Raw genomic sequence first — 15,527 nt, forward strand, 5'->3', positions numbered from 1 at the left:
GCTCACGACAACCGTCTCTCCATCTTCACGATTTCCAGTTGAATCGGGCTGTTCCCGTGGGAGAAGTGCCCTCGTCCGATCACGTCGAAACCATGCCGGCCGTAGAACGGCACGGCGTCGGTCGCCGCCTCGAGATACACGCGGGCATATCCGGCTCGCGCGATACCGGAAACGGCGGTCTCCAGTAGCGCCTTCCCCGTGCCACGCCGCGCGCGATCGCCGCGAATGAACAGCTTGGTCAGCTCTTCGCCGGCCGTTTCCGCGAATCCGAGCAGGTCGCCGTCTTCGGCAACCCACAGCGCGTGACGCCGGATCGCGTCGAGATACATCGCCGGCGTGCGCCCGTCCAGCCAGCTGGCGATCTGCTCGCGCGAGTAATCCCCGGCACACAATCGCGTAACGGAATCCAGATGGACATCGAAGATCCGCTGTATGTCGGACTCTTTCGCGGATCGGATTTCAAAGGCGGACACGTTCGCTCCCGGTTAATCGCCGCACGGCGGCGCAAGCGTCAGACCGTCGAATATTCTCATCGCCTCCGACGCATCAAGACCCGGGAAAACCCTCGCCTACACGCCATTTCGCGGAGCGTGGTTTCTCGCACCGAACGCACTCATCGGTATTCGAATCACTAGGGAAAATCCGGAGACATCCTTACAGCGATTTACCTGATGATTCACAGGAGCGTCATGTTTCGGCGATTCCGCGGCATGCCAAGCTTTCAGTCCGCGTCATGAAGCCGATGCCGCCGCGCGGCAATCGCGATGACTGAAGACTGAAACGGCAGTCGTTGGCGTATCGTCAGGTGTTCAATACTTTCAACAACCCGGTCGAGAGTAATCGTGAGAATCCGTGGCCCGCTGGTGCGGTGGAGACGAGGCGATGCGCGCAACCTGCGCGCCGCGATCGTGTCCGCCGACGACAGTGACGGCCGGCAAAGTCCTCGCCTGTTTCTGTCGATCTACACCATCCTGTCCCGCCGTTCCGTGCGCCGTCACAACGCCGTCGCCGCGCGCGCCTCCGTCGCGATCCATACCGACGACGTGGCGTCGCTGCTGCCGTAGCGCCCCGCCTCCTTTCCCGTGTTCCGTTCGACCTGCTCGCCGTGTCGCCTGACCGGTGAAGGGATCAACTCGCGCTTCTTTTTCTCGCGAGCCGGCGCAAGGTCGAATGGACTCCTGATCGTTGTGCCCAGCCAGCGCTCGCGCGAGCGGCGGTCGTGCACGCCCGCTCCATCCGAAGAACCGTCGCGCAACGACCCGCGAATCGCGGATCGATACGCGCACCGCCATGGAAAACCTTGTCATGCGAATCCGAACGCTTCGCCGCACCATTGCAACCGCCGCCGTCATGTCGGTTGCCGCCTACGCCGGCACGAACGCCCACGCGGCCGGCGAACTGAACATCTACAACTGGTCCGACTACATCGCACCGGACACGATCCCGAACTTCCAGAAGCAGACGGGCCTGCACGTCCGCTACGACAACTACGACAGCGACGACACGCTGCAGGCGAAACTGCTGTCGGGAAATTCCGGCTACGACATCGTCGTGCCGACGTCGAACTACATGGCCAAGCAGATCCAGGCGAGCGTCTACCAGCCGCTCGACAAGTCGAAGCTGCCGAACCTGTCGAATCTCGATCCGCTGCTGATGAAGATGGTCGCCGACGCCGATCCCGGCAACCAGTACGGCGTGCCGTGGGCGTACGGCACCGACGGCATCGGCTACAACGTGCAGGCGGTGAAGAAGGCGCTCGGCGACAAGGCGCCCACCGACAGCTGGGCGCTGGTGTTCGATCCGGCCAACATGGCGAAGCTGAAGAGCTGCGGCGTATCGTTCCTCGACCAGGCCGTCGACGTGTTCGCCGCAACGCTACAGTACATGGGCAAGGATCCGAACAGCACGAACCCGGCCGACTACCGCGCCGCGTACGAGGTACTCAAGAAGGTGCGCCCGTACATCACGCAGTTCAACTCGTCGGGCTACATCAACGATCTCGCGAACAACGACCTGTGCGTCTCGCTCGGCTACTCGGGCGACGTCGGCATCGCGCACCGCCGCGCGGCCGAAGCGAAGCGTCCGTACGAGATCCGCTTCGCGAATCCGAAGGAAGGCGGCCTGCTGTGGTTCGACATGATGGTGATCCCGAAGGACGCGCCGAACCGCGATGCCGCGCTGAAGTGGATCAACTACCTGCAGGACCCGAAGGTCAACGCGGGCATCACCAACGCGGTGTTCTATCCGACCGCGAACAAGGCCGCGCGCCAGTACGTGAAGCCCGCGATCGCGCGCGACCCGTCGGTGTACCCGGCCGACGAGGTGTTGAGCAAGATGACGCTGCTCAAGCCGATGCCGCCCGAGATTCGCCGGCTGCAGAACCGGCTGTGGGCGCAGTTGAAGACCGGGCGCTGAGCAAGCCGCCGCGATGCCGGATCGTGCCTGCGGCGGCTTGCGCCGCGGGCACGCGTCGCAACGAACACGGTCGAAATCGATCGCGCGAACTATCGCAACGCCTGCGCCGGCTCCGCCGCAAACGCGTCTTCCACGAACCGGATCACGTCATCGAGCGACGATGTGCACACCGCGCCGGCGGCAAGCTCCCGAAACGCGCCGTCCGGACCGAAGCAGACGAGCGGCTTGCGCCAGCGCCGCGCGAGCGAAATCTCCTCGGCCGTGCCGGGCCCGCCCGGCAGCGCGACGATCAGGTCGCTGCTCAGCACGTTCACGTAGTTGCGGTTGATCGTCTGCGGATCGGCGCCCGGTTCGCGGCGCGGCAGCGGCGTGAGGACCGGGATGTCGACGAACGGATGCGGGTAGCCGTCGAGCGGCACGAAGCCCGCGAGCGGATCGGCCTGCGTCGGCAGGATGCCGATCGATCGGCCGGCCCGCCCGGGCACGCCGGCGAACGCGCGCGCGACCGCCAGCATCACACCCTGCCCGCCGCCCGTCAGCAGGTTGAACCCGGCCTGCGCGAGCCACGCACCGAGCGGTTCCGAAAACGCGAGCCACGGTTCCTTGCCCGAGCCCATCACGCCGATCGTCTTGTTCTTCTGTTGCATCGTGGTTTCCGGTGAAGTCGTTGCGGCGCGCCGCACTCATTCGAGCTCGATGCCCTTGAGCTCGGGAATCAGGAACAGCGTCGCGACCATATCGAGCACGTAGAGGCCGGCGAGCAGCGCGATGGCCGTCTGGAACGAGTAGTGCGCGGCGAGCGCGCCGACCGCGACCGGACCGAAGCCGCCGACCGCGCGGCCGATGTTCCACAGCACGTTCTGCGCGGTCGCGCGCGCGGCCGTCGGATAACCTTCGGACATCAGCGTCCCGTAGCCGCCGACCATCCCGTTGACGAACATGCCCATCAGCGCGCCGGCCCACAGCATCGCCGTCGGGTCCGACAGCCGCGCATACGCGATGACCGTCACGACCGAGCCAAGCTGGTACAGCAGGAACGTCGGCTTGCGCCCGATGCGGTCGGCCAGTTGCCCGAACACCCACACGCCGATCATCATCCCGACGACCGTCGCCGCCGTCCACAGCCCCGACTTCGTCAGCGAGAAGCCCATCTGTTTCGACAGGAAGGTCGGCAGCCAGATCATGATCCCGTAGTAGCCGAAGTTCTGGACCGAACACAGGATCACGATGCCGAGGCTCGTGCGCGCGGTGCGGCCGTCCGCGACCAGCATGCGGAACGCGTTGGACTTCGGCTGCGTCGCGCGCTGCACGAACGCTTCCGGCTCGTGCAGCTTGTTGCGCATCGCCCACGCGAGCAGCGCGGGCAGCACGCCGACCAGGAACATGCCGCGCCAGCCGATGTGGAGCAGCAGGAACGGCGTCAGCAGTGCGGCCAGCAGCACGCCGGCCTGCCAGCCGAGCGCGACGTAGCACGACACGCGTGCGCGCTTGCTGGCCGGCCATGCTTCCGCCGCGAGCGCCATGCCGATCCCGAACTCGCCGCCCAGCCCGATGCCAGCGATGGTGCGGTAGACCAGCAGATCCCAGAAGCCGCGCGCGAACGCGCACAGGCCGGTGAAGATCGCGAACAGCAGGATCGTCCAGGTCAGCACGCGCACGCGCCCGTAGCGGTCGCTCAGCGCGCCGAACACGATCCCGCCCGCGACGGCGCCGATCAGCGTCCACGTGACCAGCGCGCCGCCCTGCCCGGGCGTCAGGTGCAGTGCCGCCGTGATCGCCGGCAGCATGAAGCCGAGGATCAGCAGGTCGAAGCCGTCCATCGCATAGCCGATCGCCGAGCCGGCCAGCGCTTTCCACGCGTACGGCCCGACCTGCTCCACGCGCGGGGCCGACGGGCCGCCGAGCGTCGAAGATTTCATGTTTGCTGCCATGGTGTCCTGCCACGAATGTCCGGCGACATTCTAAGGCCTGTGCCCGCGCACGACGGGCCGGCGAACGTGCCGGCGGCGGCCACCCGGGCGCGCGTCGGCGCCCGCTTGCGGGACGGCAAGCGGGAATCTGCAGGCAATGAACGGGAAAGCGGCGATCCGGTGTCGGCGGCGAAGCCGGCGATGTCGCGGTCAGGCCGGACACCGGATGAAAGACAGCGTGCCGGCGAAGTATTGCCGGCGGGCCCGCCTGCGCGGCCCGGACAACGCCGGGCGGCCTGGCGGCGCGGCCGGCTTCAGCCCTGATCGTCCCCGGGCCACCAGGCCTTGGCCTCGCGGTCGACGACGAGCATGTCGAGATCCTTGCCTTCGAGCCATTTCGGGCGCGGGCCGCGGCCCGACCACGAGCGGCCCGTCGTCGGGTCGTAATACTTGGCAGGCGCCTTGCGTTTTCGCTGGACGATGTAGCCGAGCGCGCTCAGCACTTCCTGCTGCGAAATTCCCAACAACTCGACCTGTTCCTTGAATGCCGCGAGCGCGGCCTGCTTCTCCTTCTGCTTCGCATCCGACAGCTTGATATTCAGGTCCCGAAGTTGTGCTTCGAGTTCCTGCAGGGCCTGGGTCATGTATTCATCCTCTCTGGGCATGTTTTTGCAAAAAGCTCCGATGGGCGAACCTACCACGAAGTTCCGCGAATCGGTGCTGTCATATGTGTGAATCGTTTGCCTGATCCGGCATGGTTTGCGCAACGCGCAAAAAACGACGTCGTGCGTCAATGACGGACAGGGCTGGGCCGGCAACGCGCGGCACGCCGCATGCGGATGCACGGCGAACCGCTGCGGCAAGTGTTGCGCCGCACCTGGCACGGGCGCGGCATGGCGCGAATGATAGCAGGCGTATTGCAGGAGTCGCGGCCCGGAGTCGATGCGGGCCGGCGGTTTACCGGTCGACGCCGTGGGAATCCCACGCGATCCGGTCGAACAGCGCGCGCAGCTTTGCGCCGCGCGCCGCGTTCAGCGCGACCGCATGCGCGACGCGTCCGGCGAGATGCGCGCGGAAATCCGGATGCGCGTCGCGATTCTGCGAAGCCGGGCCGCGCCGGATGCAATTGGTCAGGATGGCCTTCAGGAGATCGAACTCATCGCGCGCCAGGTTCGGATGACGATTGACGACCACGCCGGCCAGTTGCTGCCGCGTGCCGCGCCGCATCACGCGCGTCTTGCGCAATTGCAGCGTGAAGCCTTCCTCCAGCGCGATCGCGGCAACCCTGACCTGCAGCCGTTCGACTTCGCGCGCGAGCGCGCCGCCACCCGAAAACGCGAGATCGTCGGCATAACGCGTATAGGTCGCATCGAGCGAACGCGCGAGCGCGGCAAGCCGCATGTCGAACCGGAAGGCGCTCAGGTTCGCGAGCGCCGGCGACGTCGGCGCGCCCTGCGGCAGATGCCGTTCACGATAGCGCTGCCGGCCGATCCAGTCGAACCGGTCGCGCAGGTCCCGCGCGAGCAGCCGCGCCGACGGCACGCGATTGGTGCACAACCGGGTGAGCGTGCGCGCGACTTCGGCCGGATACCCGAGCGTCACGAACAACGCATGGACGCGTGCGGCGCGCACCGACACGAAGAAATCCGCGAGATCGAAGCGGACCACGACATCGCGATCCGCGTGCGGCGCCGCGAACGACACGATCCCGTGCCCCTTGCGGAAACCGTGTACGGCGCCGTGCGGCGCAATGCGATCGAGCAGCCCATGCAGGATGCGGCGCTGCGCTTCGCGCAGCCGTCCCTTCGGGATCTCGACCAGGCGGCATCCGCCGCTGCGCTTGTCGACCGCGACGTACGTGTAGTGATGCAGCGGCGTGGCGCTGTCGCGCGCATCGACGCGCCAGTGGTCGGACAACCAGTCGAGTTCCGCCGCGCTCATGCCGAGCCAGCCCGCGAGATCGCCGGGCGTCGCCCATTGCGGCACGTCGCAGCCGGCAAGCGGCGCCGGCAACGGCCGCTGGACCAGCGGCCGCCGTATGACGCGAATCACGGTCGGCCGATGGTCGCCGTACCATGCGCTTACGAACCCGGGTGTATCGGCTACGACCGCGGCAACGGCGTCGACGTCGGCATCGGCCCAGTTCGCGCCGAAGCGCGCGAGCGCGTCATCCGCGGCTTCGTGCGCCCAGGCCGGCGCATCGCCGAGCACGGCCGCGATCCGCGCGACGACACTGCCGCGTTCGGGCGAACCGGCCAGCATCGCTTCGGCAATCACGTGGACGGTATCGCGCAGGGATGAGTGCATGGGCAGAGAGGGGCGGGACGATGAGTCAACGTGACCGGTACTGCGAGAGCCGCCGTTGCGCGACGCGCAACTCGGGCTCTTGCGACGCATCGGGGTGTCGATCTCATCCACGGGGTAGCCCCGTAGTCCTGGAACATCGACTGCCTGTTCCGGGCGTGTGCTTGACCCACCGCCCCGCGACGCGACTTTAATGGCCGGGAAGGCGGCATGTCAAACGTGACGGCGACTCGCGCCGGCATGGGCGGGCCGTGCCCGATCCTACAGCGCCTGCGGCGCACCACCCAGCACGGTGCGCAACGCGCTATCGAATGGCGTCGCGTAATCGATGCCGAGCTGGCGCACGCGCGAGGCGTCCAGATGGCAATCGTACGGGCGCGGCGTCGCATCGGTCGGCTGGTCGATCCGCGTGAGCGATGCGTCGATGCCGAGCGCGGCCGCGATCCGACGCGCGATGTCGTACTTCGTCATCGGCTCCTCGCCCGACCAATGACGGATGCCCGTGACGGACGCGCCGGCGAGATGACGCAGCGTCAGATCGCGGATGACCTGCGCGACGTCCGGTGTGTAGGTCGGGTAGCGGATCGCCCATGCGTCCATGCCGACCGCGTCGGCCCCCGGGCGCGCGGAAGCGACGATCGCCGGGACGAGGCTCGTGACGGCCGATTCGCTCCAGTCGGCGATCGGGCCGTACAGCAACGGCAGGCGCAGCACGCATGACAGCGGCGACGCGGCGAGGAGTGCCGCCTCGCCTTCCAGCTTCGTGCGGCCGTAGATGTTCAGCGGATTCGGGGGGGCGTCTTCACGGTACGGGGCGGCCTTGCCGTCGAATACGTAGTCGGTGGAGATGCCGAGTGTCCACGCGCCATATCGCGCGGCGACCGCGCCGATGCGGGCCGGGGCGTTGACGTTGATCGCGCGGGCGGCGGCGGGGTTGTTTTCGCAGACGTCGGGGCGGCGTTCGGCGGCGCAGATGATGACGGCCGCGGGTTTGCGGGTTTCGAAGAGGTGTTCGAGGGCCGGTTGGTCGAGGGCGTCGAGCTCGGTGATGTTGTCCGGTGGCAGTGCGAGCAGTTTTGCGCCCGCGCTTTGCGGGTTCCGGATGGTCGCGATGAGGGACAGCGACGGTTCGCTGACAAGGGACGCGGCGACCGCTCGGCCGAGCAGGCCGGAGGCACCGATGAGGAGGACGGACGGAAGTTCGGTCGACGAGGGTGTACGTGGCATGGGTTGCGACTCGGAAAATGATGCGGGTGGCGCGACGAGTGGCCAGCGGCCAACTCGAAAAGTTTACGCCATTGCTCCGACATTCCACTACAAAAACCGACTCGGTGCGATATCAAACGGTGTCGACGGCGCGTGGGTCGCTTATAGCCTTCCGGATACCCGAGCCCGATTTTCCCATCCTATCGCCATAGAACTCCCCCAATTCATTTCAAGCAGTTCATCCGACAGACAATCTGATCAACTCCATCACGTCTTTTACATATTTTTTTGCAGCCGGAATCCGTGATTTTTTTACATATTCTTCGAGATACTGTTGCCCCTTGATCCCCAACAGAAACTCAATGGCGTACATCACCAAAATTCCACGAGAAAAGCCAAGGATCTTCTCCTTTTTGTCGAAATCCTCAACCTCCTCTCCCTTCGGGAAATCCTGCTTGGTCTCATGCGTTCTGAAGAAATTGATCTTTGCAGCACAAAAATCGATAAATCTTTTATCTTTCTCCTGCACCAAGGCCTTGATTTCATCCGAGCCCAACCCGGACGCCTCAACCCTACCCTTATCAAATCTGAAAATTACATCGTTATATTGCGCATGAATAGATATACCTTCCCGCCCGCAAAGTTCATCAAGGACCTCTTGATATTGAGGAGAAAAAGCAAATTCATACAAACCTTGGATATCCTCTACCATGTGTCTATTCCCTTTATAGTGCTGATCAAATCTTCGCCGGTGTGTCGATAAGGATCGACCGCCTCATGCTGCCAGGGCGTCAACTCGCTGAGGTTCGATGGCGCATGCACGCCTGTTCCCCCAACACGCTGCGGTATCGTGGTGTGATGCAGTTCCATCGCAACGTCCTTGGTTGAGATCGCGCCTGTCTTCCGGTTGATAACCTCGACTGTCATCTTTGGCGCTCTACCCGCCGCCATTTCGTTGATGTTGTTTTGCGAATACCGTCCGGTCGGGTTCAAACTTTCGTTCTCACCGACGGACTTCCAATAATTCTTGCGCTCGGTACTCCAGCACGCCCAGCCCCACGGATCGATCCAGCTTAGTGGATTCGGCGCATACCGATACTGATTCAACCCACCCGCCAACCCGATCGGATCCGGCGTGATGAACCGCCCGACGTCCGGGTCATAGTACCGGAACGTGTTGTAGCAGAACCCCGTCTCCAGGTCCTCATACTGCCCCTGGAATCTCAGCGTCTGGGGCAGCGGCTGCATGACATCGCCGACCGGGTTCGGCTGGAACTCCCGCGCATACTCCTGCAGCACCGTATTGCCCCACGCACGATACCGCGTCCGCCACACCACCTTGCCGTCGCGGTCGGTCAATTCCTCCGGCGCACCGCTCACGTTCGCATGGAAGTAATAGATCTTCGCGTCCGGCTTCGCATCCGCCGGCGGCTTGTTCCGTTCATCCTCGTGATACAGCCGCCACAGCCAGTGACTGTCTTCATGAAGCGCGTCGATTCGCGCGAGCGGCACGTACCCGCCCCCCTCATACAGATACGTCACCGCCTGATGCCCGCGCTGCTCCTGCGCGAGACGCATCCCGTCCCACACGAAACGTGTCGTGCCGAACGCATCGCGCTTTTCGGTCCGGCGTCCAAGCGCGTCGTAGCGGAACCGCACCGTCTGCTCGACACCGCGTCGATTCGTGTTCACCTCGATCAACTGATGCTCGGCGTTGTACTTCAGACGCTGGATCGTATGACCGCCGGTCAGTTTCTCGATGAGCCTGCCATGCACGTCATACCGGTAGCGCCGGTCACCGCTCATCAGCAGGCGGTTGCCTTCGACGCGGCCCGGTTGCCCGGACGGCCGCAAATTCGACGCCGCGTCGTACGCGAACTGCTCCGTCAGCACGCCCGCCGCATCCGTCCGCCCGCCCGTGCCCGCACCCGCAGCCGCGCTGCCCAGCAAGCGCCCGGCAGGGTCGTAGCTGTACGTCAATTCGCCGCCGAGCGGATCGATTCGCGCGGTCAGTTCGCCCGCACGGTCATACGCAAACGCCTTGCGCAGCACGTCCTGCCCCTGCCGCGCGCCGAACGCGGTCCATGCGCCCGGCGCGTGCTGCGCGTCGCCGATCCATTGCGCCACTTTCCGCGACAGGCTGTCGTAGCCCGTCGCCAGTGTCAGCGCACCCTGCGTACGACTCACCTCGCGATGCAGCCGATCGCGCTCGAAGTCGCACACGACCTCGTCGTTCGATGCGATCTGATGCAAATGGCCGCTGCCGTAGTACAGCCAGTTCACGGTCCGGTTGCCCGGCAGCGTGGTTGCCGTCCGATTGCCGAGCGCATCGTATTCGTGCGCCAAGCGCGTCGCCAGCATCTGGCCATCATCGTCGACCGTCTCCGACACTTCCTCGACCAGCCGGTCCAGCGCGTCGTACGCGAACGTCACCGTATCGATCGGCTGGTTGTCGCGATCGGTTCGCGCGACGCGTTCGAGCCGCCCCGCCTCGTCGTAGCCGTACGTCGTCACGGTCTCGGGCGTACGCTTGCGGACCAGACGTCCGAGCGCGTCGCGCGTCAACCCGACCGTGATCTGCTGCGGCGTACCGGCACCTTGCCTGACCACGATCGGCGCACCGCGCGCGTCGTGCTCGTATTCGACGCGCATGCCGTCCGGACCGACCTGTTCGATCACCCGATCGGCAGCGTCGTACGCGAACCGGTAGCTGTCGCGGACTTCGTTGTAGAGCGTGCACAGGTTCCCGGCCGCGTCGTATTCGAGGCTGATCCGATGCCCGTTCGCATCGGTTCTCGATGTCACGCGTCCAGCCGCGTCATAGTCGAACGAAGTGGCATGACCGTTGCCGTCGACGGCAGCCTCAAGGCCGTCGGCCGCGGACCAGCGGTATTGCTGGCCGCTGCCGTCCGGCAACTGAACCTCGATGGTCCGGTCGCGTCCGTCGTGACGATAGCGCGTCGCATGGCCGAGTGCGTCGACGAGCGCGGTGACGCGCCCCCGCGCGTCATACTCGAACCGCGTCGTGATCCCCGAACAATCGGTGCGGGCGATCAACCGGTGCTGCCGGTCCCAGCCGAACTGCGCGATCCCGCCGCGCACGTCGACGATCGCTGCCGGCCTGCCCTGGCGGTTGAGCCGGAACTCGGTGCGCTGCCCGAGCGGATCGATCTCGCCCACGCAATTGCCGCGCATGTCGAACTCGTATTCCCACTGGCGCCCGTCCGCGAGCGTCTGGCGCTCGAGCGTCATCCACATCGGATGCCACTCGAACTGCGTCGTCTGCCCCAGCGCGTTCGTCAGTTCGGTCGGCAAACCGCGCTCGTCGTCGTAACGAAGCTGCGTCGTTGCATTACCCGGCTCCACGATGCGCAGCAGCTCGCGAGACGGACTCCAGTCGAACCGCCAGGTCTGTCCGAGCGCATTGGTATGCGCGGTCACCAGGTAATCGGTATTCCATTCGCACAGCTGCACGCGGCCGAGATGATCGGTCACATGGGTAGCTTGTCGCACGAAATCGTAGGTCAGTCGATAGCGCTCGCCGTCATCCGTCCAGTGCTCGACGACACGCGCCTCGCGCCCCGTGAGGCCGTTCTCTTCCGCAAGCGCGTCGCGCTCGAACTCCTCCCATGCGTAAAACGCCGATTGCCCGCTCGGCAGCCGATGCATCGTCATGCGCGAGGCCGGGTCATAGGCAAACCGGCGCCGCTCCGTGCCGTCGCCGTCGGCGACGCGCTCGAGCAACCCGTCGGCGGTATAGCCATAGTTCACCAGGCATTCCGTACCGCCATCGGTATGCAGCATCACACGCGCCATCCGCTGCGCATGCACGGCGTCATAGTCGATCGTCACGCGATGGCCGGCCATCGTCGCGAGTTCGACCAGCCGCCCCTGCGCGTCGTAATGGAAATTGAGCCAGTTGGCGTTGCGATCCTCGATCACGCGCGGGCGCAGCGTCTGGACCATCTCGCCCGGCACCGGCAAACCGAAATCGAAACAGGTGCCGTCGTCCTGCTCGATCATCCAGTGGCCACCCGGCGTGCACGCGAAGGTCAGCGCCTCGCTGCGATTGAAGTATTTCTGCCCCGGCTGGAGATCGGGCACGGGCGTCCGCCGCCCCTGCGCGTCGATCCACCGATGCGGATTCTCGCCGCCGGCGCCGAGCCGCAGTTCGACCGCATACGGCACGTTCCAGCCGCGGCCGAGCGGCCGGTCCGTGCGCGGATCGAGACTGCTGTAGAAGCGTTGCCAGACGATCGGCACCGGCGCGTCGAGCACGAAATCCAGGTCCTCGTCTCCGTCGAGAATCTTCGCGCCGGTCGGCAGGTGAACCGGATGGCCGAGGCGGCCGGACATCGCGGTGCTGACGAGTTTGTCCGCGGCGACGTTGATCGCGAAGTTCATCGCGAAACACGCCAGCTTGCTGGCGAGTGATCCGTGACCGCGCAACGCCTGGCAGATCGCGATCGCGAGACCCGCGTACTTCGCGATCGTCGCGAGCCACGGCGGCATCTCGCTCGTGACCTCCCGCACGCGCAGCCGCTCGCCGCCGATGCTGACGTTGGTGGAGCCGGTATTGATCTTGCCGTCGCAAGTCGTCGCATCCTTGATGCGCGATGCGGGCCGGCCGTTGATGAAGACGCTCGACGAACCTTCGGCCAAGTGCTCGCCTTTCGGATTCGGGTGATTCGAGCAGCCGACCAGATCCTGGTCGACCGGCGTGAACAGGTCGGCGACCGACTGCGGTTCGACTCCGACCGGAAGCGGTGGCTTCGGCACGCCTGCCGCGCGCGCGGCGCCCTTGCTGTTGACGAATACATCGGCGGAGCCGGTCAGGATCGCGCCCTTCACTTCGCCGGGAATGAAGCTATCGATCAGTTCTCCTGCCTTTTCTGACAGATATCCCTCCAATGAATCGCTGCCGAGGAACTTCGACGTCGCGGCGTTAACGACTTGCGACAGCACCGCACCGACGATCGCACCCACGACGACCGCGCCAAGCCCGCCCGTCCCGACGATGAAGACCGCCGCGGCCCCGATCGCCGCGCCGACCAGCAACCCGGCCCCGATGGTCGACGCAACCTTGAGCATCTGCGCGAGCAGGGACGTATGGGTAAAGGTATCGCCCAGGCGGGCAGCGGCGAGCAGGGACATGACGGGATCGATCCTGATTCGTTACGGAATGGCCGCGCCGGGAACGCAAGCACGGGCACTCGGCGTTCGATGAAGTAGGTGTTCCTATCCGTGAGGGTGATAACTGTCCAGCAACTGCTTCCACGCGGTGCGATGCTCGTCCGACAGCGGCGTCTGGCTCGACAGCGTGATGACGAGAAGGCGCGGCGCGTCGACGACGGTCATCGCCTGGATCTGGTGAAACGTCGAACCCGACTGCCGGAACGTGCTCTCGAGCTCCAGCGCCGGCACGTGTTGCGCACCGATCTCGACCTGCCGCCGCGCGATCTCCTTGAAACCCGTCACGTGCCGCGTCATCAGGCCGATCTGCCGCTGCATGCAGCGCTCGAGATCCTCTCCACCGACGAGCTGGTCGCGGCTGACGACGATCTGGTACGTGCCGCTCGTCTGCGGATGCGCGAGCGTCAGCACGTTGACGGTGCGATCGTCGGTCAGCGACGGCACATCGAAACTGCCTTCCTGAATGAGATATTTCATATGCGTTGTCGTCTTCGGAATAATCCGGCGCCCTCGCCGGTCAGGGGTTCAGATCGATCTTCTTGCCCTGCATCAGGAAGTAGTCCGACGCGTTCTCGACGATCTGCACGCCTTCGAGCCGGATGACGCCGTCCTTGGTCAGCGTGATGCGCGCCTTGCCGCACTGGATCACGATCTGTTCGGTGACGTTGAGCGTGTAGGTGCCGGCGTCGGGCGGCGGCGCGTTGTCGGGCGGCAGCGCACCGACCGTCATCGCAAAGCCGCTGCCCACGCCGACCGTCTGGTTGTTGCCGGTGTTCGACGCGTGATCGACCTTGACGTTGAGCGTGTGATTGCGGCCGACGGCCCAGCGATGATCGTTGCCGACGACGCGCAGCTCGTCGTGCTCGACCTCGGTGCGCATGTCGCGTTCGGCCTGCAGCCAAAGCTCTTCTTCGCCCTGCTTGTCCTCGAAACGAATCGCGTTCGCGGTACCGGAGTGGCCCTTGGTCGAGCGCGACAGGATGCCGCTTTGCGTCGCATTCTCCGGCAGCTTCCACGGCGGCATGTTCTGCGCGTTGTACACACGCGAGATGATGATCGGCCGGTCGGGGTCGCCGTCGAGAAACGACACGACCACCTCGTCGCCGATACGCGGAATCTGCACGCCGCCGAAGCCGCCGCCCGCCCACGGCTGACCGACACGCACCCAGCATGAACTGCTCTGGTCGCGCTTGCCGAGGCGATCCCAGTGAAACTGCACCTTCACGCGGCCGAGCGAATCCGTGTGGATCTCCTCGCCCTTCGGCCCGACGACGATCGCCGTCTGCGGACCGGCGATGACCGGCTTGACCACCGACAGCAACGGCCGCCACGGAATCTTCTTGCGGATGCACTGGAAGCTCGCCGAGTACCGGCCCGAGCCTTCGTTCGACTGGTAGTTGTTCATGCCGTGGTGCCGCACGGCCGTCACCAGGAATTGCCGGTCGGTTTCGTTGGCGCTGCCGGGATCGTAGTGATCGGTCAGTTCGAAATAGCGATCGGGCGACAGCGTGCGGCAGTTGGTGGCGCCGGAGAATGCCTTGCCGTTGGCGGCCAGCGCCTCCAGCCGGAAGCGTGCGAGCTCTTCGCCATGATCCGTCGAGTCGAAACCGTATCCGCCGAGATAGTCGTAGATCTCGTAGTGGTCGACGTCGCCCTGTTTGATCGGTGCGTCGCCGGACACATAGCGCCGCGCGTTCGGCACCTTGTAGTCGAACGTCTTCATGCTGACGCTATCGGACGACAGGTGTCGCTGCGCGACCCATTGCGTGACCACGCTTTCGTCGTCGAATGCTTCACCGGCCGCGGCATAGCGCAGTGCCGACGGTCCGTCGATCGGCTTCGCATTGGTCGACGCGTCGGTCACGATCAGCTTGTGGCTGTCCTTCGCATGCTCGAAATAGAAGAACAGCCCGTCCTGCTCCAGCAGGCGCAGCACGAAATTGAGATCGGTTTCCCGGTATTGCGTGCAATAGCTATACGGCTTCAGCGTTCTCGATACACGAAACTCGTAGGACGCAAGTTTCGCGTAACGCGAAAAAACATCGCCGAGAATATCCTGGACATTCTTGTCCTGGAAAATGCGCGAATCGACGCGACGCGACAGCATCCACAACCACGGCCGCACGGTTGCCGTATAACTGGCCAGCCCGCCGTCGGTTCCGGTATGCGCGAACTGCGTCACGTAACCATGGAAAACCCGTTCGTCGCTGCTCGCCAGCGCATTGCTCAACTGCAACGATACCGTCACGGGTTGCCCGATCATCTGCTTCAACTCGATGTTCGGGTTTCTCGACGCGAGTCCGAGTTGCATGTCGTACAGAACCGACAGCCCCTCATTGCATTGAAAGTCGCCCAGCACGAGTTCCGACGCCCCGGACAAGGGTGTTTTGATCGTCAGCAGACGGCTGTTCTGCAGGTTGAGAAAACCTGCCAGATCGGACAATTGCATAATGGCCCCCTCAGATTGCTTTTGCCCTTGTCTCGGGTATCAAGCCGCAA

General features: G+C 64.9%; 12 protein-coding genes. 2 read left to right on the forward strand and 10 right to left on the reverse strand.

What is annotated here, in order from left to right; all coding sequences use genetic code 11:
* Positions 1–2: 2 nt before the first annotated feature.
* Positions 3–473, reverse strand: coding sequence for a GNAT family N-acetyltransferase (locus ACN22W_RS35525; protein WP_419690684.1), 471 nt, complete (start codon positions 471–473; stop codon positions 3–5).
* Between the two features lie 369 nt (positions 474–842).
* On the opposite strand from ACN22W_RS35525, the gene ACN22W_RS35530 reads away from it, so the two are divergent.
* Together ACN22W_RS35530 and ACN22W_RS35535 are read left to right on the forward strand one after the other, a co-directional pair.
* Entirely contained in the window at positions 843–1,064 is a 222-nt protein-coding gene (locus tag ACN22W_RS35530; protein ID WP_419690685.1) for a hypothetical protein, read from the forward strand.
* Between the two features lie 241 nt (positions 1,065–1,305).
* Positions 1,306–2,415 carry a polyamine ABC transporter substrate-binding protein gene (locus tag ACN22W_RS35535; RefSeq protein ID WP_419690686.1) on the forward strand — a complete coding sequence of 370 codons (1,110 nt, stop codon included), beginning with the start codon at positions 1,306–1,308 and terminating at the stop codon, positions 2,413–2,415.
* An 89-nt stretch (positions 2,416–2,504) separates the two neighbouring features.
* Here ACN22W_RS35535 and ACN22W_RS35540 read toward each other — a convergent pair whose 3' ends face one another.
* From ACN22W_RS35540 to ACN22W_RS35580, 9 genes are all read right to left on the reverse strand, one after another.
* The gene (locus ACN22W_RS35540; RefSeq protein WP_419690687.1) at positions 2,505–3,062 is read right to left on the reverse strand and encodes a DNA-binding protein; all 558 of its coding nucleotides are present in this window, start codon (positions 3,060–3,062) and stop codon (positions 2,505–2,507) included.
* A 36-nt stretch (positions 3,063–3,098) separates the two neighbouring features.
* Positions 3,099–4,346, reverse strand: coding sequence for an MFS transporter (locus ACN22W_RS35545; RefSeq protein WP_412026045.1), 1,248 nt, complete (start codon positions 4,344–4,346; stop codon positions 3,099–3,101).
* A 293-nt stretch (positions 4,347–4,639) separates the two neighbouring features.
* Complete coding sequence (locus ACN22W_RS35550) at positions 4,640–4,969, reverse strand: H-NS family nucleoid-associated regulatory protein (RefSeq protein ID WP_048248052.1); 330 nt, start codon at positions 4,967–4,969, stop codon at positions 4,640–4,642.
* A gap of 313 nt (positions 4,970–5,282) precedes the next feature.
* A complete protein-coding gene (locus ACN22W_RS35555) occupies positions 5,283–6,632 on the reverse strand; it encodes a reverse transcriptase family protein (RefSeq protein WP_419690688.1) in 1,350 nt (449 codons plus the stop codon).
* 258 nt (positions 6,633–6,890) lie between these two features.
* Entirely contained in the window at positions 6,891–7,856 is a 966-nt protein-coding gene (locus ACN22W_RS35560) for a dTDP-4-dehydrorhamnose reductase family protein (RefSeq protein WP_419690689.1), read from the reverse strand.
* 217 nt (positions 7,857–8,073) lie between these two features.
* On the reverse strand, positions 8,074–8,547 hold the full coding sequence (locus ACN22W_RS35565) for a hypothetical protein (protein WP_419690690.1): 474 nt from the start codon (positions 8,545–8,547) through the stop codon (positions 8,074–8,076).
* The gene (locus tag ACN22W_RS35570) at positions 8,541–12,989 is read right to left on the reverse strand and encodes an RHS repeat-associated core domain-containing protein (RefSeq protein ID WP_419690691.1); all 4,449 of its coding nucleotides are present in this window, start codon (positions 12,987–12,989) and stop codon (positions 8,541–8,543) included. The genes ACN22W_RS35565 and ACN22W_RS35570 overlap by 7 nt, the downstream gene beginning before the upstream one ends.
* 84 nt (positions 12,990–13,073) lie before the next feature.
* Positions 13,074–13,505, reverse strand: a complete 432-nt coding sequence (locus ACN22W_RS35575; protein ID WP_193102396.1) for a DcrB-related protein — start codon at positions 13,503–13,505, stop codon at positions 13,074–13,076.
* 40 nt (positions 13,506–13,545) lie between these two features.
* Positions 13,546–15,477, reverse strand: a complete 1,932-nt coding sequence (locus ACN22W_RS35580; protein WP_419690692.1) for a type VI secretion system tip protein VgrG — start codon at positions 15,475–15,477, stop codon at positions 13,546–13,548.
* Positions 15,478–15,527 lie beyond the last annotated feature (50 nt).

Origin of the sequence: Burkholderia theae (assembly GCF_048565265.1) — a bacterium.
Taxonomy (GTDB): Bacteria; Pseudomonadota; Gammaproteobacteria; order Burkholderiales; family Burkholderiaceae; genus Burkholderia; species Burkholderia theae.

Coding starts and splice junctions, on each gene's coding strand:
- ACN22W_RS35535 (WP_419690686.1), top strand. CDS start 1,306: ATGCGAATCCGAACGCTTCGCCGCACCATTGCAACCGCCGCCGTCATG.
- ACN22W_RS35540 (WP_419690687.1), bottom strand. CDS start 3,062: ATGCAACAGAAGAACAAGACGATCGGCGTGATGGGCTCGGGCAAGGAA.
- ACN22W_RS35545 (WP_412026045.1), bottom strand. CDS start 4,346: ATGGCAGCAAACATGAAATCTTCGACGCTCGGCGGCCCGTCGGCCCCG.
- ACN22W_RS35550 (WP_048248052.1), bottom strand. CDS start 4,969: ATGACCCAGGCCCTGCAGGAACTCGAAGCACAACTTCGGGACCTGAAT.
- ACN22W_RS35555 (WP_419690688.1), bottom strand. CDS start 6,632: ATGCACTCATCCCTGCGCGATACCGTCCACGTGATTGCCGAAGCGATG.
- ACN22W_RS35560 (WP_419690689.1), bottom strand. CDS start 7,856: ATGCCACGTACACCCTCGTCGACCGAACTTCCGTCCGTCCTCCTCATC.
- ACN22W_RS35565 (WP_419690690.1), bottom strand. CDS start 8,547: ATGGTAGAGGATATCCAAGGTTTGTATGAATTTGCTTTTTCTCCTCAA.
- ACN22W_RS35570 (WP_419690691.1), bottom strand. CDS start 12,989: ATGTCCCTGCTCGCCGCTGCCCGCCTGGGCGATACCTTTACCCATACG.
- ACN22W_RS35575 (WP_193102396.1), bottom strand. CDS start 13,505: ATGAAATATCTCATTCAGGAAGGCAGTTTCGATGTGCCGTCGCTGACC.
- ACN22W_RS35580 (WP_419690692.1), bottom strand. CDS start 15,477: ATGCAATTGTCCGATCTGGCAGGTTTTCTCAACCTGCAGAACAGCCGT.